The sequence below is a fragment of the Kocuria rosea genome, assembly GCF_023715525.1.
In the GTDB taxonomy this organism is placed as follows: Bacteria; Actinomycetota; Actinomycetes; order Actinomycetales; family Micrococcaceae; genus Kocuria; species Kocuria rosea_A.
On record NZ_JAMBOG010000017.1, the window covers coordinates 44,659 to 69,968 of the forward strand.

23 protein-coding genes and 1 pseudogene are annotated in these 25,310 nt (G+C 73.2%); 12 read left to right on the forward strand and 12 right to left on the reverse strand.

What is annotated here, in order from left to right; all coding sequences use genetic code 11:
• Positions 1–7 precede the first annotated feature (7 nt).
• Positions 8–634 carry a PH domain-containing protein gene (locus tag M3185_RS12445; RefSeq protein ID WP_251333998.1) on the forward strand — a complete coding sequence of 209 codons (627 nt, stop codon included), beginning with the start codon at positions 8–10 and terminating at the stop codon, positions 632–634.
• Positions 635–645: 11 nt separating this feature from the next.
• Here M3185_RS12445 and M3185_RS12450 read toward each other — a convergent pair whose 3' ends face one another.
• From M3185_RS12450 to M3185_RS12470, 5 genes are all read right to left on the reverse strand, one after another.
• The gene (locus M3185_RS12450) at positions 646–1,782 is read right to left on the reverse strand and encodes an ABC transporter permease (protein WP_251333999.1); all 1,137 of its coding nucleotides are present in this window, start codon (positions 1,780–1,782) and stop codon (positions 646–648) included.
• Positions 1,779–3,314, reverse strand: a complete 1,536-nt coding sequence (locus M3185_RS12455; RefSeq protein WP_251334000.1) for an ABC transporter permease — start codon at positions 3,312–3,314, stop codon at positions 1,779–1,781. The genes M3185_RS12450 and M3185_RS12455 overlap by 4 nt, the downstream gene beginning before the upstream one ends.
• Positions 3,315–3,413: 99 nt before the next feature.
• Positions 3,414–5,216, reverse strand: coding sequence for an ABC transporter family substrate-binding protein (locus tag M3185_RS12460; protein WP_251334001.1), 1,803 nt, complete (start codon positions 5,214–5,216; stop codon positions 3,414–3,416).
• 220 nt (positions 5,217–5,436) lie between these two features.
• Entirely contained in the window at positions 5,437–6,573 is a 1,137-nt protein-coding gene (locus M3185_RS12465) for a winged helix DNA-binding domain-containing protein (RefSeq protein WP_251334002.1), read from the reverse strand.
• Positions 6,570–7,964, reverse strand: coding sequence for an MFS transporter (locus tag M3185_RS12470; protein WP_251334003.1), 1,395 nt, complete (start codon positions 7,962–7,964; stop codon positions 6,570–6,572). The genes M3185_RS12465 and M3185_RS12470 overlap by 4 nt, the downstream gene beginning before the upstream one ends.
• Positions 7,965–8,097: 133 nt before the next feature.
• Between M3185_RS12470 and M3185_RS12475 the strand changes: the two genes are divergently transcribed.
• A complete protein-coding gene (locus tag M3185_RS12475) occupies positions 8,098–9,687 on the forward strand; it encodes a cation:proton antiporter domain-containing protein (protein WP_251334004.1) in 1,590 nt (529 codons plus the stop codon).
• 32 nt (positions 9,688–9,719) lie between these two features.
• Here the strand turns inward: M3185_RS12475 and M3185_RS12480 are convergent, their stop codons facing one another.
• Complete coding sequence (locus M3185_RS12480; protein WP_251334005.1) at positions 9,720–10,580, reverse strand: aminoglycoside phosphotransferase family protein; 861 nt, start codon at positions 10,578–10,580, stop codon at positions 9,720–9,722.
• A 120-nt stretch (positions 10,581–10,700) separates the two neighbouring features.
• Here M3185_RS12480 and zupT point away from each other — a divergent pair, with 120 nt between their 5' ends.
• The gene (gene zupT / locus M3185_RS12485) at positions 10,701–11,486 is read left to right on the forward strand and encodes a zinc transporter ZupT (RefSeq protein WP_251334006.1); all 786 of its coding nucleotides are present in this window, start codon (positions 10,701–10,703) and stop codon (positions 11,484–11,486) included.
• On the opposite strand, the gene M3185_RS12490 is transcribed toward zupT, so the two are convergent.
• Positions 11,455–12,102 (reverse strand): mismatch-specific DNA-glycosylase, encoded by a 648-nt coding sequence (locus tag M3185_RS12490; RefSeq protein WP_251334007.1) that lies wholly within the window; start codon positions 12,100–12,102, stop codon positions 11,455–11,457. The genes zupT and M3185_RS12490 overlap by 32 nt on opposite strands.
• A gap of 77 nt (positions 12,103–12,179) precedes the next feature.
• Between M3185_RS12490 and M3185_RS12495 the strand changes: the two genes are divergently transcribed.
• From M3185_RS12495 to M3185_RS12510, 4 genes are all read left to right on the forward strand, one after another.
• Positions 12,180–12,881 carry an alpha/beta hydrolase family protein gene (locus M3185_RS12495; protein WP_251334008.1) on the forward strand — a complete coding sequence of 234 codons (702 nt, stop codon included), beginning with the start codon at positions 12,180–12,182 and terminating at the stop codon, positions 12,879–12,881.
• Between the two features lie 78 nt (positions 12,882–12,959).
• Positions 12,960–13,391 (forward strand): LapA family protein, encoded by a 432-nt coding sequence (locus tag M3185_RS12500; protein ID WP_251334009.1) that lies wholly within the window; start codon positions 12,960–12,962, stop codon positions 13,389–13,391.
• Positions 13,392–13,498: 107 nt separating this feature from the next.
• Positions 13,499–13,696: a hypothetical protein gene (locus M3185_RS12505; RefSeq protein ID WP_251334010.1), complete on the forward strand. Its 198-nt coding sequence runs from the start codon at positions 13,499–13,501 to the stop codon at positions 13,694–13,696.
• A 112-nt stretch (positions 13,697–13,808) separates the two neighbouring features.
• Positions 13,809–14,777, forward strand: a complete 969-nt coding sequence (locus M3185_RS12510; protein WP_251334011.1) for an SRPBCC family protein — start codon at positions 13,809–13,811, stop codon at positions 14,775–14,777.
• A gap of 183 nt (positions 14,778–14,960) precedes the next feature.
• Here the strand turns inward: M3185_RS12510 and M3185_RS12515 are convergent, their stop codons facing one another.
• Complete coding sequence (locus M3185_RS12515; RefSeq protein ID WP_251334012.1) at positions 14,961–16,004, reverse strand: zinc-binding dehydrogenase; 1,044 nt, start codon at positions 16,002–16,004, stop codon at positions 14,961–14,963.
• 52 nt (positions 16,005–16,056) lie between these two features.
• On the reverse strand, positions 16,057–17,298 hold the full coding sequence (locus tag M3185_RS12520; RefSeq protein ID WP_251334013.1) for an MFS transporter: 1,242 nt from the start codon (positions 17,296–17,298) through the stop codon (positions 16,057–16,059).
• A gap of 136 nt (positions 17,299–17,434) precedes the next feature.
• Here M3185_RS12520 and M3185_RS12525 point away from each other — a divergent pair, with 136 nt between their 5' ends.
• Positions 17,435–18,337 (forward strand): helix-turn-helix domain-containing protein, encoded by a 903-nt coding sequence (locus M3185_RS12525; RefSeq protein WP_251334014.1) that lies wholly within the window; start codon positions 17,435–17,437, stop codon positions 18,335–18,337.
• A gap of 173 nt (positions 18,338–18,510) precedes the next feature.
• Here the strand turns inward: M3185_RS12525 and M3185_RS12530 are convergent, their stop codons facing one another.
• The gene (locus M3185_RS12530) at positions 18,511–18,759 is read right to left on the reverse strand and encodes a hypothetical protein (protein ID WP_251334031.1); all 249 of its coding nucleotides are present in this window, start codon (positions 18,757–18,759) and stop codon (positions 18,511–18,513) included.
• On the opposite strand from M3185_RS12530, the pseudogene M3185_RS12535 reads away from it, so the two are divergent.
• From M3185_RS12535 to M3185_RS17415, 3 genes and pseudogenes are all read left to right on the forward strand, one after another.
• Positions 18,728–19,147: pseudogene (locus M3185_RS12535) on the forward strand (ionic transporter y4hA); the annotation flags it as partial. The gene M3185_RS12530 and the pseudogene M3185_RS12535 overlap by 32 nt on opposite strands.
• A 173-nt stretch (positions 19,148–19,320) precedes the next feature.
• A complete protein-coding gene (locus tag M3185_RS12540) occupies positions 19,321–19,605 on the forward strand; it encodes a hypothetical protein (protein WP_251334015.1) in 285 nt (94 codons plus the stop codon).
• A gap of 3 nt (positions 19,606–19,608) precedes the next feature.
• Complete coding sequence (locus M3185_RS17415) at positions 19,609–20,448, forward strand: universal stress protein (protein WP_308222204.1); 840 nt, start codon at positions 19,609–19,611, stop codon at positions 20,446–20,448.
• A gap of 248 nt (positions 20,449–20,696) precedes the next feature.
• On the opposite strand, the gene M3185_RS12550 is transcribed toward M3185_RS17415, so the two are convergent.
• The gene (locus M3185_RS12550; RefSeq protein ID WP_251334017.1) at positions 20,697–22,025 is read right to left on the reverse strand and encodes a TerC family protein; all 1,329 of its coding nucleotides are present in this window, start codon (positions 22,023–22,025) and stop codon (positions 20,697–20,699) included.
• 415 nt (positions 22,026–22,440) lie between these two features.
• A complete protein-coding gene (locus M3185_RS12555) occupies positions 22,441–23,811 on the reverse strand; it encodes a hemolysin family protein (protein ID WP_251334018.1) in 1,371 nt (456 codons plus the stop codon).
• Between the two features lie 667 nt (positions 23,812–24,478).
• Here M3185_RS12555 and M3185_RS12560 point away from each other — a divergent pair.
• Positions 24,479–24,850 (forward strand): hypothetical protein, encoded by a 372-nt coding sequence (locus M3185_RS12560; RefSeq protein WP_251334019.1) that lies wholly within the window; start codon positions 24,479–24,481, stop codon positions 24,848–24,850.
• The last annotated feature ends 460 nt before the right edge of the window (positions 24,851–25,310 follow it).

The window sequence follows — 25,310 nt, forward strand, 5'->3', positions numbered from 1 at the left end:
GGCTCCCGTGCCCTCGTCCGCGTCCTCGCTCGTCTTCCGCTCCGGCGCCGCCCCCTGGCTCACGGGGTTCCTGGTGGTGCTCGGGGCGGTGATCGCGGGGCTGGGCCTCGGCGGCAGCGCGGCCTCCGCCGTCGCGTCCGTGCTGGTCGGGGCCGCCGTGGCGCACCTCGGCTGGTACCTGTACTGGCGCCCGCACGTGCGGGTCGGGCCCGAGGGGGTGCGGGTCGTGAACCCGCTGCGCACCGTGGTGGTGCCGTGGGGCGCGCTCGTGGACGTGCGCAACCGCTTCGCGCTGACCCTCGTGACGCGGGAGCGCTCCGTCACCTGCTTCGCCCTGCCGGCGGGCGGCGTCCGGGCCGCCCTGCGGGGTGCTCCCGGGGACCTCACCGGGACGCACCCCTCGGCGCGCCCCGACGGGACGGTGCGCTCCGGGGACCTGCTCAGCACCCGCGGCGGGGCGGCGGCGGACGCCATCCGCCGCCGCTGGCAGGCCATGGTCGAGGACGGGACGCTGGACGTCTTCGCGGACCGGGACCCCGAGGACGACGCCGTGCGCACCGAGCTGCGCCCCGCCCCCACCCTGGTGCTGCTGGTGTTGGGAGCCCTGGCGGCGGCGGCCGTGCTGGCCGGCTGACCGGGTGCCCGTCACGGGGTGCTCACACTGCCCGTGCTCCCGCCCGGCCCGCTCGGCCCGGCCGGCCGCTCGGGGCGCGCGGCCCGGACCGGCGCGTCCTGGGCCCGCTTGGCGCTGAACTTCTTCTGCCGGGGGTCGAACGCGTCCCGCAGCCCGTCGCCGATGAAGTTGATGCTCAGGGCGATGGCCACGATGAACACGCCGGGCCACCAGAACAGCCACGGGCGGGTCACGAACGCCGTCTGGTTGGCGCTGATCAGCCGGCCCAGGGACCAGTCCGGGGCCTGCACGCCGAAGCCCAGGTAGGACAGGGCGGTCTCGAGCAGGATCGCCGAGGACATCAGCAGGGTGACGTTCACCGTGATCACGCCCACCGTGTTGGGCAGGATGTGCCGGAAGATGATCCGCCCGCTCGAGGCGCCGGCCAGGCGGGCCGCGTCCACGAACTCCCGCTCCCGCAGGGACAGGAACTCGCCGCGCACCAGGCGGGCGAGCGCGGGCCAGGACGCGGCGCCGATCAGCAACCCCAGGACCACCACGGTCGCCGAGGTCGGCCAGCCCTGCTGACGGACGTACTCGCCGGCCATCTTGCCCAGCAGGGCGGCGATGATCACGAGCGGGATGATGATGATGACGTCGGTCAGGCGCATGAGCACGGCCTCGGTCGTGCCGCGGAAGTAGCCGGCGACGCCGCCCACGACCGTGCCGACCAGGCCGGCCACGATGCCCACGATGAACATCACGAGCAGCGAGTACTGCGCGCCCTGCATGGTCATGGCGAACAGGTCGCGGCCGAGGTTGTCCTGGCCGAACGGGTGCTCGCCGATCCGCAGCGGGCTCAGGCCCATCGTGGGGGCCCCGCCGGCCTCGACGACGGGCCCGGTGGTCGTGGGGCCCCACCGCCACCAGCCGGGGACCGGGCCCACTCCGATGGAGGTCACGGCGAGCAGGACGATGCCCGTGAGCACGACGAGGGAGATCACGGCGGCGGTGTTGTGCAGGAAGCGCCGGCGCACCAGCTGCCCCTGGCTCCGGCCCCGCACCTGCTCGGGCGTCTCGCCCGGAGCGAGGGAGGCCCGGCCGTCGGCGGCCCCGTCGATCGTGGACCCGGGCCCGCCGGGGACCTGGCCGGGGAAGTGCTGGCTCATGCTTTCACCCTCACTCGGGGGTCGAGGACGGAGTAGACGAGGTCGGCGACGAGGTTGAAGACCATCGCCACGATGCCGGTGACCAGGAAGACGCCCATCACGGGGTTGGGGTCGACGTTGTGCACGGAGGAGACGAACAGCTGCCCCATGCCGGTGAACGCGAAGACCTGCTCCGTGATGATGGCCCCCCCGATGAGGGCACCGATGTCGTAGGCCACCAGGGTGGCCAGCGGGATGAGGGCGTTGCGGAACGCGTGGCGCGTCACCACGGAGCGCTCGGAGACGCCCTTGGCGCGGGCGGTGCGGACGTAGTCCTGGTTCATGATCTCGAGCATGGAGGCGCGCGAATAGCGGCTGTAGCTCGCGAGGGCCAGCAGCGTCAGGGCGATGGTCGGCAGCAGGAGATGGGTGAACAGGTCCAGGCCGGTCATCCAGAAGTCCCCGGACATCCCCGGCGTGGTCGATCCGGCGGTCGCGATGGGCCGGCCGCGGATCCGGCCGTGGTCCAGGTACTCGGGCCACGCCTGCATGAACCGGTCCAGCACGACCAGGCCCATGACCAGGACCCCGGTGATCGCGGCCACCCGGACGCCCTGGCCCCGGTCGTGGCCGCCGAAGGCCCAGCCGATGCCGGCGCCCAGCGCCCCCATGGCCACGAGCAGCAGGAGCACCCGCGGCAGGCCGCCGCCGGCGAGCACGGCCTGCAGCGGGAAGTAGAGCACCAGTCCGGCCGCCACGGTCGCGAGCCCGGCCCGGAGGGCCCGCCGGTTGCGCAGCCCCGCCAGCAGGAACGTGGCCACCACGGCCACGAGCACCCCGGTGAGGCCGATGAGCGGGATGCCGAGGGCCGGCTGCTGGAACCAGTTGGTGGCCAGCAGGAACCACAGCACCGCCGCGGTGAGCACGAACCCGGCGAGGCCCAGCAGGAGCCGGGTGCGCCGGGCGCCGAAGGACGCGACGTACCAGCCGAGGCCCACGAGGGCCGCGAGGGCGAGGATCGTGGCCCAGGACGCGACCGGGTCCAGGAGGAAGTTGTTGAAGCTGATGGCCACGAACTCCTTGAGCAGCACCGCGAGCCAGAAGCTGGGCAGCGAGAAGCACAGGAACGTGAAGAACGTGACGCCGTAGTCCAGGCCGGAGTACTGGCGCAGGGCCGAGACGATGCCCAGGGTGATGCCGATGACGATGGCCAGGACGGTGCCGGCGGTGACGAGCAGGATGGTCTGGGCCATCGCCCCCGCGAGCAGCGTGGTCACCTGCTGGCCCTCGACGGTGACGCCGAGGTCGCACGTCCCCGCGAAGGGGGTCAGGCAGCCCAGGGCGCCGCCGAGCCAGTCGAAGTACCGCAGCACGGGCGGGGTGTCGAGGTTGAGCGCCTCGACCCGGGCCGCGATGAGCCGCTCCGAGTTGGGCACCCCGTAGAGGTCGCCCAAGGGGTCGCCGGAGAACGCCGTCATCATGTAGACGATGAACGACGCCCCGAAGAGGATGAGCACGGCCGTGACGAGCCGGCGCAGGATGTAGGAGATCATGTGGGGTCCTCGGGGGAAGCGGTCGGGGTGCGGCGACGGGTGCCGGGTCGGTCGGCGCGGCACCCGTCGTCCCAGCTACGCCGGTCCGGTGCTCTCGGCTCAGGCGGTGCGGTTCCACTCCCAGAAGTTCCAGAAGACGCCGGTCTGGTTCGGCATGTACTCCACGCTCTCCACGTCCTGCGCCACGGCGAAGAAGCCGGGGTTCTGGAACAGCGGCAGCCCGTAGGCGTCCTCCATGACGAGCTTGTCCATCTCGTACATCTTCTGCAGGCGCTCCTCCTCGTCCACGGTCACGCGGGCGTCCGTGGCGAGGGTGTCGACCTCCGGGTTGGAGTAGTCGTTGTAGTTGCCGCCGCCGCCGGTCTTGAAGATCTGGGTCAGGGCCTCGGTGCCGACGCCGGGGCTGACCCAGCCGAACAGGGACGCCTCGTAGTTGCCCTCGGGCAGCTTCTCCCCCCAGTTCGGGTCGCCCAGGTCCTCGACCGTGAAGCCGGCCTGCTCCGCGGACTCCTTGATCAGCGCGAAGGTGTCCACGCGCACGGGGTTCTCGTTGTTGTAGAGGATCCGCACGGTCGGGGTGCGGCCGGCGAGCAGCTCCCTGGCGCCCTCGACGTCCGGCTCCGCGGGGAACTTCTCCACGGCGCCGTTCCGGGCGACCGCGTCCTCGTAGGCCTGCTCCGAGGGCAGGAAGAGCTGGGAGTTCACAACCTCGGCGTCCTCGACGACCGGCCTGACGATCTGGTCGAGGATCTGCTGGCGCGGGATGGTCTTGAGGAACGCCTCGCGCACGGCGGGGTCCGCGAACACGTCGGAGCCGAAGTTGAGGTCCACGTGGTCGTAGGACAGGTCCACGCCCTCGAGCACCTGCACACCCTCGATCCCGCCGACCTGGTCCACGGTGTCCTTCGTGACGGTGACGGGCGCCATGATGTCCACCTCGCCGTTGCGCAGGGCCTGGATCTGGGCGGTGGAGTCGCCGATGGTGCGCACGGTGATCTCGTCGGCCTTCCCGACGTGGTCGCCCTTGTAGTTCTCGTTCCGCACCAGGGTGACGGACTGGTCCTTGACCATCTCCTCGATGATGTACGGGCCGTTGGACACGAGCAGGGACTTGTCCTCGGGGGTCTCGGTGACGTCGAAGCCCGTGTTCCAGGCCTCGGCGATCCTGTCCAGCTCGGGGCGCTCCTGCGGCTTCTCCGGGTCGCCCTCGGGGGCCTCCTCGAGCGCGGACACCAGCGCGGCCTCGTCGGCCAGCCCGGCCTGCTGGGCGACCACGTGGGCGGGGTGGAAGTAGCCGCTGTCGAAGGCGATCTCCCAGTCGGCGACGGGCTCGTCGTAGGTGATCGTCATGGTCCGGCCGTCCTCGCCGAACTCGGGCAGGTCGGTGCGCCCGAGGATGTCGGTGGAGCCGGCGATGGAGAAGTAGTCGGTGCCGGAGACGGTCTCGCCCGCGTCGTCCGTCCTGGCGTCGTTGTAGTGCCCCGACTGCGTCGCCCACCACAGCAGCAGGTCGCCCTTGTCGATCGGGTTGCCGTCCGACCACTGCTGGTCCTCGTTGACCGTGTACTCGACGGTGAGCGGGTTCTCGGAGACGACCTCGTAGGTGCCGAAGCCCTCGTTCCTGACCACGTTCAGCTCGGGGTCGATGTAGTTGAACGTGTCGCGGGTCATGTAGGCGATCTTGGAGTTGATGTCCTTGTTGTGCGCCGCGGTGCCCGTGTTGAGGGACGTGACGTTGTTGGTCTCCGCGACGGTGATGACCCCGCCGGAGCCCTCGCCCTCCGCGCCGCCGGTCTCCCCTCCGGCGGCACCGGAGTCCCCCCCGACGCTGGCGCAGGCGCTCAGCGCCACGGCCGACACGGCGGCGAGTCCCAGGGCCTTGGTTGCGCGATCGAATCGCATGTCGTTCTCCTCGGTCGTGATGACGGGTCGTGGCCCGCGCCGCGCGTCCCGGTCACCGGGAGCCCGTCAACGTGGCGCAGGTCACAGATGTCACACATTACCCCTAGGTAGAACGCGGCACATCGGGGAACATGCCGGGAAACAGATCATTTACCGAAACGATAAGTATCTGATACTTCCAGTGCCACGGAGGGGTCCTGAGGGCCCTGGCCGGGCGCGCTCAGCCCACCACGGGCAGGCGCGCGAACGCGCGCTCGGCGGCCCGTCGGCGGGCGGGCGAGAGCTCCTCGAACGGCTCCAGGACGAGGCTGTCCCCGGCGGCGGCGCGCCGGCGGCTCCAGACCCCCACGACCCGCCCGCCCGCGACCACGGTGGGGCGGAAGACCCCGTTGCCGCCGGGGACGATGCGCGCGGCGTGCGGCCGGGCCAGCACGTGGGAGCGGTCCCCGTAGCCGAGGACGAACTCGTCGAAGGGCGGGAGCAGCAGCACGCCCGCGGACCGGCGCGCCGTGCCGGGCAGCTCCTCGAGGACCTCCCGGGCGCACCACAGCTCGCGGCCGCGGCGGTCGCGCACGGCCACGACGTCGTCGACCCGGGCCGCCGCGGCCCGGACCGCCGTCCTGGGCAGGGCCGCCCAGCGGGCGGCGTCGTCCAGGGAGGCGGGCCCGTGGCCGCGCAGGTAGCGGCGGACCCAGCGCACGACGACGGGCGGCGGCTCGCCCGCCCCGGCCGCGCCGGTCCCCGCCGGCGCGGTGTCCTGGGCGGCCGGGGCGGGGATCCACTGCTCCACGGCCACCACGAGCTGGTCGCGCGCGCCGGGGGCGAGGGGGCCCAGGCACAGGGTCGCCTCGAGGTGCAGGGCGAGCATGAGGTGGTACGCACGCCCCGGCTCCCCCAGCAGCCCCGCCTGCTCCCAGACCTCGTGCAGGCGCCCTCGGGGCTGGGGGCCGTGGCGCAGGGCCGCGAGCGCGGTCTCCCGGGCGGCGTCGAGCCGCTCGTCGATGCCGAGGGCCCGGCGGCGGGCACCCGTACCGGTCGCCGTGCGCGGCCCGAGCACCGCGAGCCACTCCCGCAGCTCCTCGGCCGGGAGCAGGTGCAGGGTGCCCCGCATGGGCCAGCTGCGCACGATCCGCCCCTCGTCGAAGGCCGCCCGGAGCCCGGCGGACCCCGCCGTGCGGCGCAGGGCGACGGAGACCAGCGCCCCGGGCAGGTCCTGGGCCTGGACGGCGCCGAGCCGGCGCACCACGTCCTCCGGGGCGAGGTCCCCGGGCCGGAGGAGCCCCTGGGCGCCCAGCCGGGCCAGGCCGATCTCGCGGTCGGTGAGGACGGGGGCCCCGCCCGGCGCGGGGACGCTCATCGCAGGGCCCGGCCCCGCTGCTCGGGCAGGGCGAACGCCGCGGCGGCCGCCACCAGGAAGGCGGCCCCGAAGGCGGCGAACACCACGATCAGGTCGTGGTCCTCCCCGCCGACGCCCAGCAGCAGGGGCACGGACAGCGGGGCGAGGATGGAGGCGATCCGGCCGAACGCGGCCGCCGCCCCGGTGCCCGTGCCCCGCACCGCGGTGGGGTACAGCTCGGGGCCGATCGCGTACAGGGCGCCCCACGCCCCCAGGTTGAAGAAGGACAGGGCCATGCCGGAGGCCATCACCTGCCACGGGAGCACGACGGTGCCCATCGACGCGATGCCGAACAGCAGCGCGCTCACCGCGGACCCGCCCAGGAAGGCCGCGAGGGTCGCCCGGCGGCCCCACACCTCGATCAGCCACGCCGCGACGGCGTAGCCCGGCAGCTGCGCGAGCGTGATGACCAGGACGTAGCCGAAGGAGCGGGTCAGCGTGAAGCCCTGCTGCACCAGCAGGGTGGGCAGCCACGTGAACGCCCCGTAGTAGGCGAAGTTGATGCAGAACCAGACGGTCCACAGGGCCGTCGTGCGCCCCCGGAGTCCGGGCGACCAGATCCCGGGTGCCGCGGGCGCGGGGCCGGCCTCCGCGGTGCTGCCCTCCGCCGGGACGTCCGCGGGAGGACCGGCGGGGGCGCGGCCCAGCGGCCGGGCGAGCTCGAAGTCCCGCACCGCGGCCTCCGCCTCGTCCGGGCGGCCCGCGGTCTCGAGGAAGCGCACCGACTCGGGCAGCGCGCGGCGCACCACCACGGCGTAGACGGCCGGCACGACGCCGATCACCAGCGCCCAGCGCCAGCCGTCCGGCGAGGAGGGGACCACGAAGTAGCCGATGAGGGCGGCCAGGATCCAGCCCACGGCCCAGAATGCCTCGAGCAGCACCACCAGCCGGCCGCGGATCCGGCGGGGGGCGTACTCGGCGACGAGGGTCGAGGCGACGGGCAGCTCGGCGCCCAGGCCGAGGCCCACCACGAAGCGCAGCACCACGAGGGCGGCCAGGGAGCCCACGAGCGCGGAGGCGCCCGTGGCGAGGCCGTAGACGAGCAGGGTCAGGGCGAAGACCTGGCGGCGTCCGATCCGGTCGGCCAGCAGGCCGCCGACGCTCGCGCCCACGGCCATGCCCACGAAGCCGATGGAGGCGAGCAGGGACAGCTGCCCGGGGCCGAGGCCCCACTGCTGGGCGAGGGCGGCCATCACGAAGGAGACCAGGCCCACGTCCATGGCGTCCAGGGCCCAGCCGACGCCCGAGCCGACGAGCAGCCGGCGGTGCCGGGTGTTGAACGGCAGCCGGTCCAGTCGCTGGGCCCGCGTCGGGGCGGCGGTGCGGCCCGCGGGCCGCGGGGTCTCGTGCATGCTCCGGTCCTTCCGGTGGCTGAGGTCTCGGCCCAACTCTAGGCGCTCGGGAGCCCCCGGGGCGGTGCGGACGGGTGCCGAGGAGCCCGCCCTAGACTGGTGACGTCCCCGCCCGCCGACGAGGGAGCTGCCCGTGTCGACAGTCGCCGTCTACCTCGTCGTCGTCTTCGGCGCGGGCGCGCTGGCCGTGCTCCTGCGGCTGCCGCCGCTCGTCGGCTTCCTCGCCGCCGGCTTCGTGCTCAACGGCATGGGCGTGGAGCGGCTGGAGATCGTTGGCCAGCTCGCCGACCTCGGGGTGACGCTGATGCTCTTCGGCATCGGGCTCAAGCTGGACGCCCGTTCGCTGCTGCGCAAGGAGGTGTGGGGCACCGCCGGCGCCCACATGGTGCTCAGCACGGCCCTGGGCGCGGGCTTCCTGGGCGTGCTCATGGTGCTGGGACTCCACCTGCCCGAGGAGAGCCCCCGCTCCCTGTGGCTGGCCGGGTTCGCGCTGAGCTTCTCGAGCACCGTGCTGGTGTTCAAGGTGCTCGAGGACCGCAGCGAGACGACGTCCCTCTACGGCCGGGTGGCGATCGGGATCCTGGTGGTCCAGGACATCGCGGCGGTCGCGTTCATGACCGCCACGAGCGGCCACCCGCCCAGCCCGTGGGCGTTCGCGCTGGTGCTGCTGGTGCCGGGGGCCTGGCTGTTCCGCCGGATCTGGGACCGGATCGGCCACGGCGAGATGCAGGCGCTGTTCGGGATCGCCATGGCGCTCGTGCCCGGCTACATCGCCTTCTCCGCCACGGGCCTGAAGGGGGACCTGGGGGCGCTGCTGATGGGCATGCTGCTGGCCTCCCACGCCAACGCCGGGGAGCTCTCCCGCGCCCTGTTCACCGTCAAGGACCTGCTGCTCGTGGCGTTCTTCGTCTCCATCGGCTTCCACGGTCTGCCGACCCCCGAGATGGTCACCACGGGCCTGCTGCTGCTCGTGCTGCTGCCCGCCCAGGCCGTCGTGTTCGTGCTGCTGCTGTGGGTGTTCGGGCTGCGCCGCCGGACGTCCGTGCGGGCGGGCCTGGCCCTGAGCAACTACTCGGAGTTCGCCCTGATCGTGGGCGCCATCGGCGTCTCCGCGGGGATGCTCACCGAGGACTGGCTCGTCATGCTCTCCGTGGCGGTCGCGGCGAGCTTCGTGGCCTCCACCCTGGTCAACCGGCGCGGGTCCCCGCTGCCGGCCGCCCTGGCCGCGTGGCTGCCCGAGCACCCGGAGCAGAAGCTGCACCCGGAGGACCGGCCGATCGACATCGGCCACGCCGAGGTGCTCGTGCTGGGGATGGGCCGGGTCGGCCAGGCGGCGTACCACGAGTTCGCCGAGGAGTACGGCTTCTCCGTGGTGGGCATCGAGAACTCCACCGCCCGCAGCGAGCGGCTGCGGGCGGCCGGGCTCGACGTCCAGAACGCCGACGCGACGGACAAGGAGTTCTGGGAGCGGGTGATCGCGACCGGCCACGTCCAGGTCGCCGTGCTGGCCATGCCGTTCCACGGGTCCAACCTCGTGGCGCTGCAGCAGCTCACCGCCTCCGGGTTCACGGGGACGGTCGCGGCCGTGGCGCAGTACGACGACGAGGTCCAGGAGCTGCGCGGGCACGGCGTGCGCACGGTGTTCAACCTCTACAGCGGTGCGGGCATCGCCCTGGCCTCGGAGACGATCGAGGCGCTCGGGCTGCCGCCGCCCGAGCGCTGAGCCGGCCGGGGAGCAGGGCCCGGCCCCGGCGCTCAGGCCCCCTTCTGCACCGCCTTCGCCAGCTGCACGAGCCGGCTCAGCCGGCGGTGCGGGGCGCCGCCCGGCCGCCCGGCCTCCTGCGCGGCGGCGAGCGCGAGCCGCACGACGGCCCAGGCGCGCACGCGGTCGGGGTCGGCGTCCGCGGCGAGGGCCAGCGCCTCGGCACGGTCCTCCAGCGCGGCCGCGAGGGCCCCGCCGTGCCCGGTGTCCTCGGCGCGGTGCCACAGCCCGGGCACGAGGGCGTACTCGGCGGTGCCGAGCACCGGGTCCGCGCCGACGGCGAGCCAGGGCGCCCGGTCCGCGGCGTGCACCACGCCGTGGTGGAGGTCCCGGTGGACGAGGGCGACGTCCAGCTCCTCGCGCAGCAGCCGCTTGAGGGTGCTCACCGCCTGCAGCCGGAACCGTCGGGGGAAGTGGGCGTCGAGCCCGGCGGCGCCCTCGAGCTCGGCCAGCCAGACCCGGGCCAGCGCCGACAGCGGCGGGAAGGGCGGGCGGGGCGGACGGGACAGGGTGCGCACGAGCTCGCCCAGCACGCGGCACGCCTCGAGGGGCGCCAGGGCGTGCAGGTCCTCGGACCGGGTCCGCTCGAGCAGCAGCGCCAGGTCCGCCGGCTCGGCCCGGAGCAGCCGCACGGCCCCGCGCCCGCCCCACAGCCGCAGGGCCAGGTGCTCGTGCTCCGTCCCGGGCCGCGGCCGGGAGATCCGCAGCACGGCGGGCTCCCCCGCGGCGGTGGTCACCGGGCGCGCCAGGGCGTCGCCGTCGAGGACCGCCTCGCCGTCCGGGGCGAGGTCCCACGCGGAGAGGTACGCCCGGGCGAGACCGGGCGCCCGCTCCGGCCAGGCCCCGGCCGTCATCGTGGGGTCCCGTGGCGGCGCGTCACCCCACCATTCTGGCGCACGGCGCCCCGTCCTCCCGGCGGGCCTTCGCTAGACTGCGAGCGCCCAGCCCCGCGCAGGAACGAGGACGACCCGCCCGTGAACGACATCCTGTTCGCCTCCGCCCTGACGCTGTTCGCGGGACTGGCCACGGGGGTGGGCAGCTTCCTGGCGCTGATGACGAAGCGCACCGACGCCAAGTTCCTGTCCGTGAGCCTGGGCTTCTCCGCGGGCGTGATGATCTACGTGTCGATGATCGAGATCTTCGTCAAGGCCCAGCGGGCCCTCGTGGCGGAGCTGGGCGACCGCGGCGGGGCGTGGGCCACGGTGGGCGGGTTCTTCGCGGGCATCGCCCTGATCGCCGTGATCGACCGGCTCGTGCCCGCGCGCGCCAACCCCCACGAGTTCCCGCACGACGACGACGGGCGCAGCCGCCGGCTCATGCGCATGGGGATGCTCACGGCGGTGGCGATCGCCCTGCACAACTTCCCCGAGGGCTTCGCGACGTTCGTCTCGGCCCTGCAGGAGCCCTCCGTCGCGATCCCGGTGGCCGTGGCGATCGCCCTGCACAACATCCCCGAGGGCATCTCGGTGTCGGTGCCGATCTACCACGCCACCGGCAACCGCCGGAAGGCCTTCACCTGGTCGTTCCTGTCGGGGCTGGCCGAGCCGGCGGGCGGGATCCTCGGCTACCTGCTGCTGCGCCCGTTCCTCACCGACGCCCTCTTCGGCGTCGTCTTCGCGGGCGTCGCCGGGATCATGGTGTTCGTCTCGCTCGACAAGCTGCTGCCCACGGCCCGGGAGTACGGCGAGCACCACCTGTCGATCTACGGGCTGATCGCCGGCATGGCCCTCATGGCCCTGAGCCTGCTGCTGTTCGTCTGAGCGCCCCGCCCGGGGGCCGCGGGTCCAGCGGCACGCCGGCGGCCCGTCCCGCCGCCGCGAAGGCCTCGGCCAGGCCGGCGCGGGAGGCGTGGGCGTTGAGCCCGCTGGGACTGGGCAGGGCCCACAGCTGCGCCCCCGCCAGCTCCCGGTCCTGCCGCCCGAGCACCGCCCGCGGGTCCGCGAACGCGTGCCGGTAGGCGGTGACGCCGGCGACCGCGACGACGGCGGGGCGCAGCTCGGCGACGAGCTCGGCCAGCCGCGCCCGCCCGGCGACGAACTCGGCGGGGTCGAGCTCGTCCGCCCGGGCCGTGGCCCGCCGGACGAGGTTGGTGATGCCGAGCCCCCGGCCCACGACGTGCCGGCGGTCCGCCTCCGTCATCCCGGCCGAGCAGTCGACGAGGTGGCCGGTCAGCCCGGCGTCGTAGAGCGCCGGCCAGAACCGGTTGCCCGGGCGGGCGAAGTGCGCCTGGGTCGCGGCGGCCCACAGGCTGGGGTTGATCCCGCAGACCAGCAGCTTCAGGCCCGGCCCCAGGAGGTCGGGCAGGGTCGTGTTCCGGGCGGCCTCCAGGTCCGCCCGGCTCGGCCGGGCGCCGCGGGCGGGGTTCGGGGATGCCATGGCGCCATGCTAGGCCCTGCGCGGCGCCGCCGGCCCGGGGGCCGCAGCGCCGCGCCCGCCGGGCTACCGTGGAGGACATGCCGCCACCGACCGGGAACACCGAGCTCGCCGTGCCGACGGACGCCGGCCCGGGGCGTCTGCTGGTCTCCCCCGCCGGGGTGCCGTCGGCGGTGCTGTGGCTCGGGCACGGCGCGGGCGGCGGCGCCGGCTCGCGCGAGCTCGTCGCCCTCGCCGAGGAGCTCCCCCGCCACGGCGTCACCGTCGTGCGGCACGAGCAGCCGTGGGTGGTCGCCAGCCGGAGGATCGCCCCGCGCCCGGCCGCCCTCGACGCCGCGTGGCTGGCCGCCGCCCCGGTGGTCGCCGAGCTGGCCGGGGACGCGCCCGTCGTCGTCGGGGGCCGCAGCGCCGGGGCGCGCGTGGCGTGCCGCACGGCCGGGGCCGTGGACGCCGCCGCCGTCGTGTGCCTGGCCTTCCCCCTGCACCCGCCGGGGCGGCCGGAGCGCTCCCGGGCCCAGGAGCTCCTGCGGCCCACGGCGCCCACCCTCGTCGTGCAGGGGACCCGGGACCCGTTCGGCTCCGCGGACGAGGTGGTGGAGGCCGTGAGGGCCGGGGGAGCGGGCGCGGTGGTCCGCCCGCCGGCGGTCGACGTCGTGCCCGTCGAGGGCGCCGACCACGGGCTGAAGGTCGGCCGGTCCTCGCCCCTTGGCCAGGAGGAGGCCCTGGCGCGGGTCGCCGCGGAGGTCCGGCGCTTCCTCGGCCGGGCCGCCGCGACCCGCTGAGGCCCGCGGGGGCTTCAGCTGCGCCCGGCGCGGGACTACCGTGAGCAGTGGAGCATCCTCGGAGCAGGGAGAGCCGTCATGGAGCGCACACCGGAGTCCTCCGACGCACGTCGCACGGACCCCACGCCGCACACCGTGGACACGACCGGCAGCACGCCGGGGCAGGTCCCCGGCCCCCGGGAGGCCGCGGCCCCGCCCCCGGTGGGCACGGATCCCCGGCTCGACGAGCACCGGGGCCGGGGCATCTCGGGAGCCATGTGGGTCGCCCTGGTCCTCGGCCTGCTGGTCCTGATCCTGCTGCTGGTCTTCATCCTCCAGAACAACATCCCGGCGGACTTCCGCTACCTGGGCTGGAGCTTCAGCCTCCCCCTCGGCGTCGCGATGCTGTTCGCGGCGATCGCCGGAGCCCTCGTCATGGCCCTCGTCGGATCGGTCCGGCTCCTCACGCTCGGCCGCCGGGTGCGCCGGCTGGAGAAGGAGCGCGAGGGCATCAAGCGGGTCCTGGGCTGAGCCGGCCCCGGCGCCCGCGGGCTCCCCGGGGGCTGCGCTCGGGCCCCGCCCTGGCCTAGGCTTCTCGCACAGCGAGCGCCCCGCACGTGCCCCGGAGAGGAACCGCCATGTCGCAGCAGTCCCAGAACCACCGCCGGCCCGCACCCGGAGGGGTCACGAAGTTCACCACCATCGCCCTCTTCTCCGCCCTGGCCCTGGCCCTGGTGATCGTCGTGGGCCTGGCGATCGCCCTCGCCACGGACGGCGGGCCCGACCCGAAGCCCCAGCCCGGCCAGGCGACGACCGCCGAGCCCCAGCAGACCTAGCCCCCCCTAGGGCCCGGACCTGGCCACGGGGTCACCCTCGGGTATACCGTAAGCACACTGGCGAATTCAGGCTGTTCGCCACCCGTTGTCCGTCGGACCCGAAGGAGATGCCATGAGCACCAGAGTCGAGAAGACCGTCGTCGTGGACGTGCCCGTCACCACGGTGTACAACCAGTGGACGCAGTTCGAGGAGTTCCCCCACTTCATGGGCGGGGTGCAGAGCGTGCGCCAGCTGGGCGACGACCGCCTGGAGTGGGTCGCCGAGCTGGGCGGGGTGCGCCGGCAGTGGCAGGCGCAGGTCCTCGAGCAGGTCCCGGACCGGAAGGTCTCCTGGGCCGCCACCGAGGGCGCGACCAACGCCGGGACCGTGGAGTTCCAGGCGGTGGGTGCCGCCCAGACGCAGGTGCACCTGGTGCTGGAGTACGAGCCCGAGGGGCTGGTGGAGAAGATCGGTGACAAGCTCAACGTCGTGGAGAACCAGGCGGAGAAGGACCTGGAGCGGTTCAAGGCGTTCATCGAGGACGCCGGCTACGCCACCGGCGCCTGGCGCGGGACGGTGAACCCGGGGGCCGCCGTGGGTGCTCCGGGGGTTCAGGACGCCGCCGGCTCCCGCGGTGACAGCGGCAAGGCCGGGGTGTCCGGGAAGGTGATCGCCGCGGGCGTGGCCGCGGCCGGGGTGGCCGCCGCCGGCGCCGCCGCGGCCGCGAAGTCCACGGACTCCGGCACGAACGCCGGCACGGAGGCGAACGCCGCCACGGACAGCGGCCCGGTGACCCCGCCCACCCCGTCCGCCGAGGCGGGGGCGACCGCCGAGGTCACCACCGCGCCTGCCACCGAGGACCTCATTCCCTCGACCGGTGCGCCGCGGACAGCCGATGTCGAGGCGACCCCGGAGCAGCCGCTGCCGCTGGACGCCCGGCTGGACGAGGAGCCCGCCCCTCCGCTGGGGGAGGTGCCGCCGATCGTCGCCTCCGACATCGACCAGCCCGATCTCGTGCCGGACGAGGACCGCCGCGCCGGGGCGGACCCGGTGACCGGCCGCCCGGACGGCAACGACCGCCCCGCCGGGGACGCGGTCTGAGCAGATCCTCCCCGTGGCTGGGGGTCGGCAGCGCCGGGGGCCGCGGCCACCGGCGCTGCCACAGCCCGGCACCCGGGGAGGCCGGCCAGCAGGGCGATCCTCCCGGTGCGCCGCCCGTCCGGGGAGAAGGGGCCTGACGAGGCACTGCGGGGCTCCGTGTGCGGAGCAGGGACCTGGCGGGGTTCAGGGGGTGATGAGGACCTTGAGGCTCTTGCGGTCGTCCATGTCCTGGTATCCGCCCGGCACGCCGTCGAGGTCGGTGGTGGCGTCGAAGACCCTGCCCGGTTCGATGGTGCCGTCGAGGATGTCGGGCAGCAGCTCCTCGATGTAGGCGCGCACCGGTGCCGGCCCGCCGGCCAGGCGGATGTTGCGGCGGAAGAGGCTGCCGAAGCCGAGCGGGGCGTCCTCGTACTGCGGCACGCCCACACGGCTGACGACACCACCCGGGCGGACGACACCCACGGCCTGGTCGTAGGCGGGCATGTGGCCGACGGCTTCGAGGACCACGTGGGAGCCGTGTCCGCCGGTGAGCTCGCGCACCTGGGCGATGCCTTCTTCTCCGCGGGCGGAGACCACGTCGGTGGCCCCGAAGGCGCGGCCCAGGTCGGTGCGGCCCTGGTGGCGTCCCATGAGGATGATCTGCTGGGCGCCCAGGCGCTTGGCCGAGAGCACGGCCAGCAGCCCGACGGCTCCGTCGCCGATCACGGTGACGCGGGTGCGCTGGTTGACCCCGCCGGCCACGGCGGCGTGGTAGCCGGTGCCCAGCACGTCGGCCAGCGTCAGCAGGGAGGGCACCAGGGCCGAGTCGGGCGCGACGGGCAGCTTCACCAGGGTGCCGTCGGCCAGGGGAACGCGGATGGCCTCGGCCTGGCCGCCTTCGTCCGGGATGCCGTCCCAGAAGCCGGCCTCGTGGTGGGTGCAGGACGTGTGCAGCTTCTCGGCGCAGAACCGGCAGGTGTTGTCCGAGACGGCGAAGGGCGCCACGACCAGGTCGCCCTTGGTCAGGGTGGTCACCGCCGAGCCGGTCTGTTCGATGACGCCGATGAATTCGTGGCCCATGCGGGCCGGGCCACCGGCCGGGTCCATGGAGTGGTAGGGGTGCAGGTCGGACCCGCAGATGCAGGAGGCGGTGATGCGCACCAGCGCGTCGGTGGGCTGCTTGAGGACCGGGTCCGGGACGTTCTCGATGCGGACGTCGCCGGGACCGTACATGAGGGTGGCACGCATGGTGTCTCTCTTTCGTCGTGTTCGTCGTGCGGGTCGGCGTGGGGGAGGCGGGTCAGGTTGTGGCCGTGGCGCCGAGGGCACGGCGACGGTGGGTGAGGGCCAGGGCGATGGCGGGGACCAGGGTCACGGCGGCGATGGCTGCGCCGACCGCCACAGGGCCCACCGGCCCGAGCCCGGAGCCCAGGGCGATGCCGCCGATCCACGAGGCGGCGGCGGTGCCGACGTTGAAGGCGGCCACGCTGAGCGAGGAGCCCAGGGTGGGTGCGTGATCGGCGTAGCGCACGGCCAGGGAGATCAGCACCGGGTTCGCCCCCAGCCCGAAGAGCCCGAGCAGGGCGATCAGCACGGTGGTGGGCAGGGCCGCCCCGGAGACGAGGCAGATCACCAGCAACAGGGTCGTCGTGGCGGCCGGGGCCACGATCGTCGTCGCGTGGGGGCGGGTGTCGCCGAGCCGGCCGCCCAGGACGGAGCCCGCCAGGGAGCCGAGGCCGAAGCCGGCCAGCACCAGCGGCACCAGGTGCGCGGGGATACCGGTCCGGTCGGTCAGGAGCGGGGCGATGTAGGAGTACGCCGCCAGCACCCCGCCGGTGGTGGTGGCGCAGGCCGCCAGCACCAGCCACAGCCGCCCGGAGCCCAGCGAGGTGAGCTCCGCGCGCAGGGACGCCGCGCCGTGCTCCGGCCCCTGGTGGGGCACGTGGCGGGCGATGACGGGGATCGCGGTCACCGCCAGGACCGCCAGGGCCCAGAACGTGCCCCGCCACCCGATGAGCTGGGCGGCGAACGCGCCCAGGGGCACCCCGAGCACGGTGGCGAGCATGCCGCCGGCGTTGACGATGCCCACCGCCCGGGAGCCGGCGCCGGGCCCGGCCACGCGGGTGGCCACCACCGCCGCGACGGCCCAGAACGCCCCGGTGGCCAGGGCGGTGAGGAACCGTGCGGCGACCAGCACGCCGAAGCTGGAGCCGGCGGCGACGATGACATGGCCGAGGGCGAACACCGCCAGGGCGAGGACCAGCGTCAGCCGCTGCGGCAGGCGCAGGGTCAGCATCGCCATCAGCGGTGCGCCCACGACCATCCCGACCGCGAACACCGTGATCAGCATCCCCGCCCGGGCGACGTCGACCTGTAGGTCACCGGCGATCTGCGGCAGGATGCCGGCCACCACGAACTCGGTGGTGAGCATCAGGAACGTGCCCACTGCCAGCACGTACACCACCAGCGGCGGGCGCACCGACCGGGGCTGGTGCACCGCGGGCCTGAGCTCGGTGGGGGTCGAGGGGGCTTGTCCTTGCATGCCAAGTGCTCCTGGGGTCCATGGATGTCGTCCTGCCCTCCATTGCACCCCTGCTCCCGCGCCCGGAGAAGGTCCTGTTTATGGGGGGACAAACTCTCCCCCCTCACCGGATGCCGGGGCGTCCTATCGTGGGGGCATGGACACCCCCGCCGACAATCGCGCCGACATCCGGGACTTCCTGGTGACCCGTCGGGCCAGGCTGCGCCCGGAGCAGGTCGGCCTGCCCGCCGGTAACCGCCGGCGCGTTCCCGGGCTGCGCCGGGAGGAGGTCGCGGTACTGGCCGGGGTGAGCACCGAGTGGTACACGCGGTTGGAGAAGGGCCACATCCGTGGGATCTCCGAGGACGTCCTCGAGGCCGTCGCCCGGGCCCTGCACCTGAACGAGGAGGAGCGCACCTACCTGTTCGACCTGGCTCGCGCGGCCCGGCCCGCACCCCGCAGGCCTCCGCGCCGCAAGGACGTCGAGGTCGCGGCCCCGATCCAGTGGATGCTGGACTCCATCACCATGTCGGCCGCCTTCGTGCGCAACGGCCGCCTCGACGTCGTCGCGACCAACGCCCTGGCCCGGGCCCTGCACGCGCCGATGTTCGCCAGCACCACCACCACCGCCCACGGCCGCGCGAACTTCGCCCGCTACCACTTCCTCGACCCGGCCTCGCGGGACTTCTTCATCGACTGGGAGGCCGGGGCCGCGGCAACCGTCGCGCTGCTGCGGACCGAAGCCGGCCGCGAGCCCAACGACCGGGCCCTGCGCGAGCTCATCGGAGAACTGTCCACCCTCAGCGGGGAATTCCGCACGCTGTGGGCCTCCCACGACATCCGCATCCGCCACGAGGGGACCAAGCGCCTGCAGCACCCCGTGGTCGGGGCCCTGGAGCTGACCTACCAGTCCCTGGTCCTGCCCACCGTTCCCGGCGCGGTCACGGAACTGAGCGTCTACACCGCGGAACCCGCCACGGTCCACGAGGAGCACCTCAAGCTCCTCACCAGCTGGGCCGCCACCGCCGCTGCCGAAGCAGCAGACACCCCCCGGCCGTAGCACCGTGGGGTCGCACGCTGCGTCGTGACGGCGGATGAGCGAACGACCCCACGAAGCGGGGCCGCGCACCACCGGCGCGGCCGTTCTCACAGGCCGGCGCCACGGCTGCTCCCTCGCCACAGCAGCGGCCGGCGGAGGGCGCCCTCGGGCTGCCCGGGGCTGCGATCTCCTGCTCAGCGCGGGTCTCCGCGCAGCACGTCCACGTGCACGTGGTCGAGGTGGCGCAGAATCTCGTTGCCGGGCTCGGGGGCGTCGTAGTGCTGCCACCGGCCCCGGGCGCTGTGGGCGCTCCAGAACCGGTCGTCGAAGATGACGTACTGGACGTCCAGGTCCTCGGCATGGGCGACCAGCCACTGGGCCAGCACCCATCCCTCACGCCGGTTCTGCTCGGTGTCCCTGGTGGCGGTGGTGGGCCTGGCCAAGGTGGAGTCCCCGGCCATCGAGGCCGGTGTGGCAGCCCTGGGGTTCCCGCACTCCTTCGTCGGGGTGGTCATCGCCTTGCTCATCATGGCTCCGGAGACCCTCGCGGCGGTGCACGCGGCCCGCCGCGACCGCCTCCAGATCAGCCTCAACCTGGCTCTGGGCTCGGCGATGGCCAGCATCGGGCTGACCATCCCGACCATCGCGGTGGCCTCGATCTGGCTGGACGGGCCCCTGCTGCTGGGACTGGGTGCAACCCAGATGGTGCTGCTGGCCCTCACCGCTCTCGTCGGGGTGCTCACCGTCGTCCCGGGACGGTCCACCAGGTTGCAGGGCGGGGCGCACCTGATCCTGCTGGCCGCCTTCCTCTTCCTGGCCGTCAGTCCCTGAGGCCCGGACTGGGCCGGTCCAGCTCGATGGACACGGCGCGTGCGTCGCCTCTCCGCAGGTGGCGCGCTGCCGGACACCGTCCACGACGGTGGCTTCGCCCAGGGGCCCGATGGGTGCGCGTCCGTGGTGTCACGGCTGCACGAGGGGCAGCCGCGCCACCGGGGGCGTCCAGCATGACGATGCTCCCCGCGCAAGCGCCCGGCGACCTCCGCGCGTCCCTTGCCGACGAGTTGCGGCTGAGCGGAGACCCGGTCGATGCTGCTGAGCGGGTGATGGCCTTGGCACGACACATGCCGCGCTCGACCCAGTGTGACGAGGCGTCGAACGGTGCCGCTGACTACGGTGGGAACCACCGCGACGGCCCGGACCCCCCGTGCGAACGGAGAACTGGCACCATGACCGAGCGCATCGTCGTCGGATACGACGGGTCCGAGAACAGCGACCGCGCCCTGGAATGAGCCATCCAGGAGGCAGCAGCACTGGCGGCCGAGCTGCTCGTCGTGGTCTCCACCGGGCGCCCCGTGGTCCTCGACCCGGGTCTGTACGGGTCCTTCACGGAGGCAGTGGAGAAGGAGCCGGCCAGAGCCGCGGGCCGGGCTGTGGCGCACGCGCAGGAACGCGGGGTCGGTGCCAGGGGGGTCGTGGAGCGCGGTGACGCCGCTGAGGTGCTGACCAAGCAGTCGGAGACGTCTTCGGGGCTGGTGCTGGGCAGGCGAGGTCGGCACGGGGTGCGTGGGCGGATGGGCTCCGTCTCCGCCGCAGCGGCGCACGCCCAGTGCCCGGTGGTCGTGCTGCCGGATCGGCGGAGGCCGGAGGCGCAGGATCCGCGCGCCGGCGCTCGTCCTTTCGCCGACCGTGTCGTGGTGGGCGTGGATCGGCTCGTGACGCACCATCCCGCGATCGTGGCCGCGGCCCGGTACGCCCAGCGGCACGACCGGGGCCTGGCTCTGCTGACGGTGGTCCCCGACGTCACGACCACATCGACAGGAGCGGTGGATCTGGACCGGGCGATCCGCGAACACTTCCTGGAGCCGGCCCGGACCATGGTCGATGAAGTGGCCGAGGCGATCCGATCCCGGTATCCGGACCTGCCGGTCAAAACCTTAGTGCTCTTCGGGATCCCCCGGAAGCAGCTCGTGGAGGCCAGCCGCTCGGCGGAGCTTGTCGTGATGGGCAGCCGCGGCTACGGCGGGTTCCGGGAACTGCTCGTGGGGTCCGTGTCGCAGGCCGTCCCCCACGAGGGCGAGAGCCCGGTGATGATCGTCCCGACCAGGACTGTTGCGCCAGCGGTGGAAGAGTGAACTGCCCTTGTGGTGTGACCACCTCATACCCCTGGGAGGACGCTCCCAGCCCGGCTGGTCTCGCGTAGAGGACGGCTTCCCATCGGCCATGTCCTGGGGGCGATGTACGAGGCGATTCACCAGTGGAGATCTGCTGGTGTGCTGGCACATCGACCGGGGGGATGTGGGGGAACTCCTGTCAGGGGCGATGGAAGGGGGCCCGGGGCAGGAACCGACCGGCTGGGACGGTTCCTGCCCCGGGCGCGGTGTCAGCCGGTGCTGGTGCCCTCGTCGTGCCGGGTGTCCGGGGTGGTGGTGCCGGCAGCCGCCTGCGTGTCGGCGCGGGCGCCCCTGACCGACTCCGCCGCAGCGGCGGGCACGGACTCGGGTTCGGGGGCCACACCGGTCCGTTCGTACTGGCGGTGCTTGCCGTGAGCGCGGTCCAGCAGGTCGTGGAAGTACTTCTCGGAGGCGATGAGTTCCTCCCGGTAGCGGGGGGAGATCGAGTCCATCTTGTCCTGGTAGCGGGCGGCCTTGGCGGCCAGGGCCCGGCGCTGCTCGTCCGGGGCGTCCTGGGGCAGGGTCACGTACTTCTCGGCGGTCGTCTGCAGCCCGCCGATGATATGCACCGCCCGGCCCTTGGGGCTGAACAGCGACGCGAGCACGGTCACGGCCAGCACGCCGACGATCACGGACAGGGACGTCCCGATGCTGATCTCGATCACCTCGACGTGCTCGCCCCCGTTGATGAAGGGCAGGGTGTTCTCGTGCAGGGCGTGGATGACCAGCTTCACGCCGATGAAGCCGAGGATGATCGCCAGGCCCCAGGACAGGTAGATGAGCCGGTCCAGCAGGCCGTCGATGAGGAAGTAGAGCTGGCGCAGGCCCATCAGGGAGAACGCCACGGCGGTGAACACCAGGTAGGTCTCCTGGGTCAGGCCGAAGATCGCCGGGATGGAGTCGAAGGCGAAGAGGATGTCGGTGCCGCCGATGGCGACCATCACCAGCAGCATCGGGGTCATGGCCCGCTTGCCGTGGTGGACGGTGAACAGCTTGTCGCCGTCGTAGTGGTCGGTGGTGTGGATGAAGCGCTTGGCCAGCCGCACCACGACGTTGTCGGCCTCGTCGTGGTCCTCGGTGGCGAGCTCCTTCTTGATGAGGGAGCCGGCCGTGAGCAGCAGGATGAGCCCGAAGGCGTAGAAGATCCAGGCGAACTGGTTGATCAGCCCTGCTCCCACGAAGATCAGGGCGGTGCGGGCAATCAGGGCGAAGGTGATGCCGAAGAGCAGGACCTTCTGCTGGTCCGCGCGCGGGACCTTGAACGAGGCCATGATGATGAGGAACACGAAGAGGTTGTCGACCGACAGGGCCTTCTCCGTGATGTAGCCGGCGTAGTACTCCCCGGCGTAGCGCCCGCCCCACTGCAGGAGCACGAACAGGCCGAAGAGCAGAGCGAGGCCGACGTAGATCGCCGACCAGATCGCGGCTTCCTTCAGCTGGGGCTCGTGCGCCTTGCGGACGTGGAAGAAGTAGTCGAACAACAGCAGGCCGACGATCACGACGATCGTCACGGCCCACACGGTGGTGGAGACATCCATAGGTTTGCGCTTTCGGGGTCGGGGGCAGGACCGCCGTAAGTCTCTCCGCCGCTCGGCCGGGACCTCTCCGGTCCGTGCCGCCGAGCTGGGCCGCTGCGTCCGGCCGGGCTCGTTCACCCGACGTACTGACGTCCACAGCGCTGAGGGATACTCCCCTAAGGCGTTTCCTAGTGTATACGAGACCTCGCGCCTTCTCCTGTGAGGCAGGGCACACCTCTGCCGGGCGGCCCCGTCGGCGGGAACGGGGCAACAGGAACCGGGCAGCGGCGGCCACTCCAGGGAAGGGAGGGAGCGAGACGCCGGGGGCCGGTGCGGGGCGACCACCCGGCACGGTCGTTCTCGGCGGACCGGTACGCCCAGGCGCAGCCTTGACCCCGGGATACGGGCGACTGGGTGCATGGGCGCACCGGTGGGTTCAGCCGGCCGGTTTCGTCTCGGTCGTGTTGGCCTCGGTGGCGCTGGTCTCGGTGGCGCTGGCCTCGGGCAGGCGGGTGATGCGGACGCGTTCGACCCGGTGGCGGTCGGTGGCGAGCACTTCCAGGCGGTAGCCCTCGACCTCTACCGTGTCGCCGGTGCGCGCGACCCGCCCCAGCCGCTCCATGAGGAACCCGCCCACGGTCTCGTAGTGGCCCTCCGGGATCACCAGCCCGGTCTCGGCCGGGACCTCCTGGATGATGAGCCCGCCGTCCACGAGCACGGCCTCGCCGGAGCGCAGCACGGTGTCCTCGTGCTCGCGGGCTCCGGTGTCGAACTCGTCGTAGATCTCCCCCACCAGCTCCTCCACCAGATCCTCCAGGGTCACGATCCCGGCGGTCCCGCCGTACTCGTCCACCACCAGCCCGATGTGGTGGCCGCCCTTGCGCATGAACTGCAGGGTGCGCAGCACGGAGTTGGTCTCGGGCAGGTAGGGGATCGGGCGCAGGATCTCGGCCAGGGTGCGCGGGGGGGCCTCGATGATCCCGTCCCCGTCGGCGTCGGCGGCCACGAGGTCGCGGATGTGCACGAAGCCCAGCACGTCGTCGATGTCGTGGCCGGTGACGGGGTAGCGGGAGTGCGGCAGCGACAGCGCCTGCCGGTAGGCCTGGTTGATCGACAGGGACCCGTCGAGGAACTCCACATCGGGGCGCGGGCGCATCACCTCGGCCAGCCGGCGGTCCCCGGCGGCGAAGACGTCGGTGAGGATCGAGCGGGAGACGGGCCCGATCCCGCGGGTGTCCACCACCATCTCCCGGATCTCCTCGGCGGTGACCTCCTCGGTGACCGCGTGCGGGTCCGCCCCCAGCAGGCGCACCACCGTGTTGGTGGAGGCCGACAGCAGCCAGATCACCGGGCGCATGAGCGCGGCGAAGACGCTCAGCGGCGGGGCCAGGACCTTCGTGAACCCCACGGCCCGTTGCATGGCCAGGCGCTTGGGCACCAGCTCCCCGAACACCAGGGAGAGGTAGGCGATGACCAGGGTCATCGCGATCAGCGCCGCGGTCTGCGCCGCCGGCGCCGGCAGCCCGGCGCGGGCCAGCAGCGGGGCGAGGTCGGGGGCGATCGTGGAGGCGCCGTAGGCGGAGGAGAAGAACCCGGCCACGGTCACCCCGATCTGCACCGCGGAGAGGAACAGGTTCGGGTCCCGCACCAGTGCCGCGGTCCGGGTACCCTTCCGGCCGGAGCGCTCGATCCGCTTGATCTGGCTCTCCCGCAGGCTCACGATCGCCATCTCCGTGCCGGCGAACACACCCCCGACCACCACGAAAGCCAGCACGAGTCCGAGATTGATCAATGTGTCGCTGTCCATAAAAGTCCTTCAGTCTCCGATATCCGGTAGGTCCAAGCGCGCCGAGTCCGCCCCGGCAGGGCGTCAGCGCAACAGGTGGTTGACAATTTGTGCACGGGCCGGGGCTCCACGCCAGGAACCGGGGACCCGCCTCGAGGGCGCCGTGGTTGCGGCCGGGCGCTTGGTGGGGGAGGGCGCCGCCAAACTCGTGGGCCGGGATCGCTCTCTGCAGGCCGCCGACGCGCGGGGTGCCCGACGGGTCGTCCAGGGTCACGGTGTCGGGCCCGGAGACGGGCCCGCTCAGCACCTGCCCGCCGTGGTCGTGCTGTCCCGGCTGCCGGTGCGGTCAAAACGCGGCGATCGTGCACCACGTCGGTGGCCGTCACGGCGGCTCTCTGCCCGCAGGGGAGGGCATCAGGTCGTGGGTGCGGCGTTCAGTGCCACTCCGACCAGGAAGGAGAGCACGTTCCTCTGCTCCACCGCCCCGCATGATCCGTCCTGCCCGAAGGCCAGGGTCTGTCATCGGGGGCGTCGCAGGCGGCGCTCATGATCTCCGTGTTCCGCTGAAGGTCGGGGCCTGGGCATCAGGTCGTGGCAAGCACACAGGATAGCGGTGCCGGCCGGAAGAACGCTGTAAGTTTCATCCCGCGACCGCGAGGCAGCGGGGCCGGGACCCTAGCCTGGAGTCGTGGCCACCCTCCCCTCTCCTGTCCTGCTGGACGTGCTCGGTGGCGCCGTCACCATCACGGGGCTGGTGCTGGCGGCCGGTGGGCTGGTCCTGCGCTGCTGCTACCTGAGGTGGCTCACCGCCGAGGCCGTGCACGTGCTCGGAGACGGCCGGCACCGGCTGCGCTGGTACACCCGCACGGGCCTCCACGAGGAGCCGTGGCTGCCCCTGCCGCAGCCCGCCCCGGCTCCCGGGGAGGCGATCACGGTGTACTACCGCGCCGACCACCCCGAGCGGTGGTCCCTGGCCGCCCCCTACCGCCACGCCTGGGCACTGCAGGGGACCGGGGCCGCGCTGACCCTCACTGGATCGCTGCTGCCCCTGCTCTCCTGAGCAGGTCCCTCGCGGGGTGCCGGTCAGTGGCGCCCGCTGCGGTTCCGGCGGTGCCCAGTAGGTCGGCAGCCCACCCGACGGTCAGTGCACCTGCCGGCCCCGGCGCCAGGGTCGCCAGCAGCCTCAGGTCCTGCTTGCCGGGCTCGATCGGGCGGGCCGGGCCCCGATGATCAACGCGGCGACGAGGCATCCCATCATGCCCATTGTCCTCGCACGGAGGGATGACTTCCCTTCACCGTACGCGCCTGCCTCCATCGGTTCGGCGAGGCGACTTCCGGGCCGACCGCACGGCTGGCCGAGAGGAAGCGACGGGGGGCCCGCCCAGGACGCCGAGGGCAGTGCTGTCCCACGCTGCGTCAGTGCGCTCGTGCCGGCTATCTGCCCCGTGTTCAGGTCTGCCGGTGCCGACCCGTCGTGGGGGAGGGGGAGACGTCGACACCGCTGCGCCGATGGGCTCGAT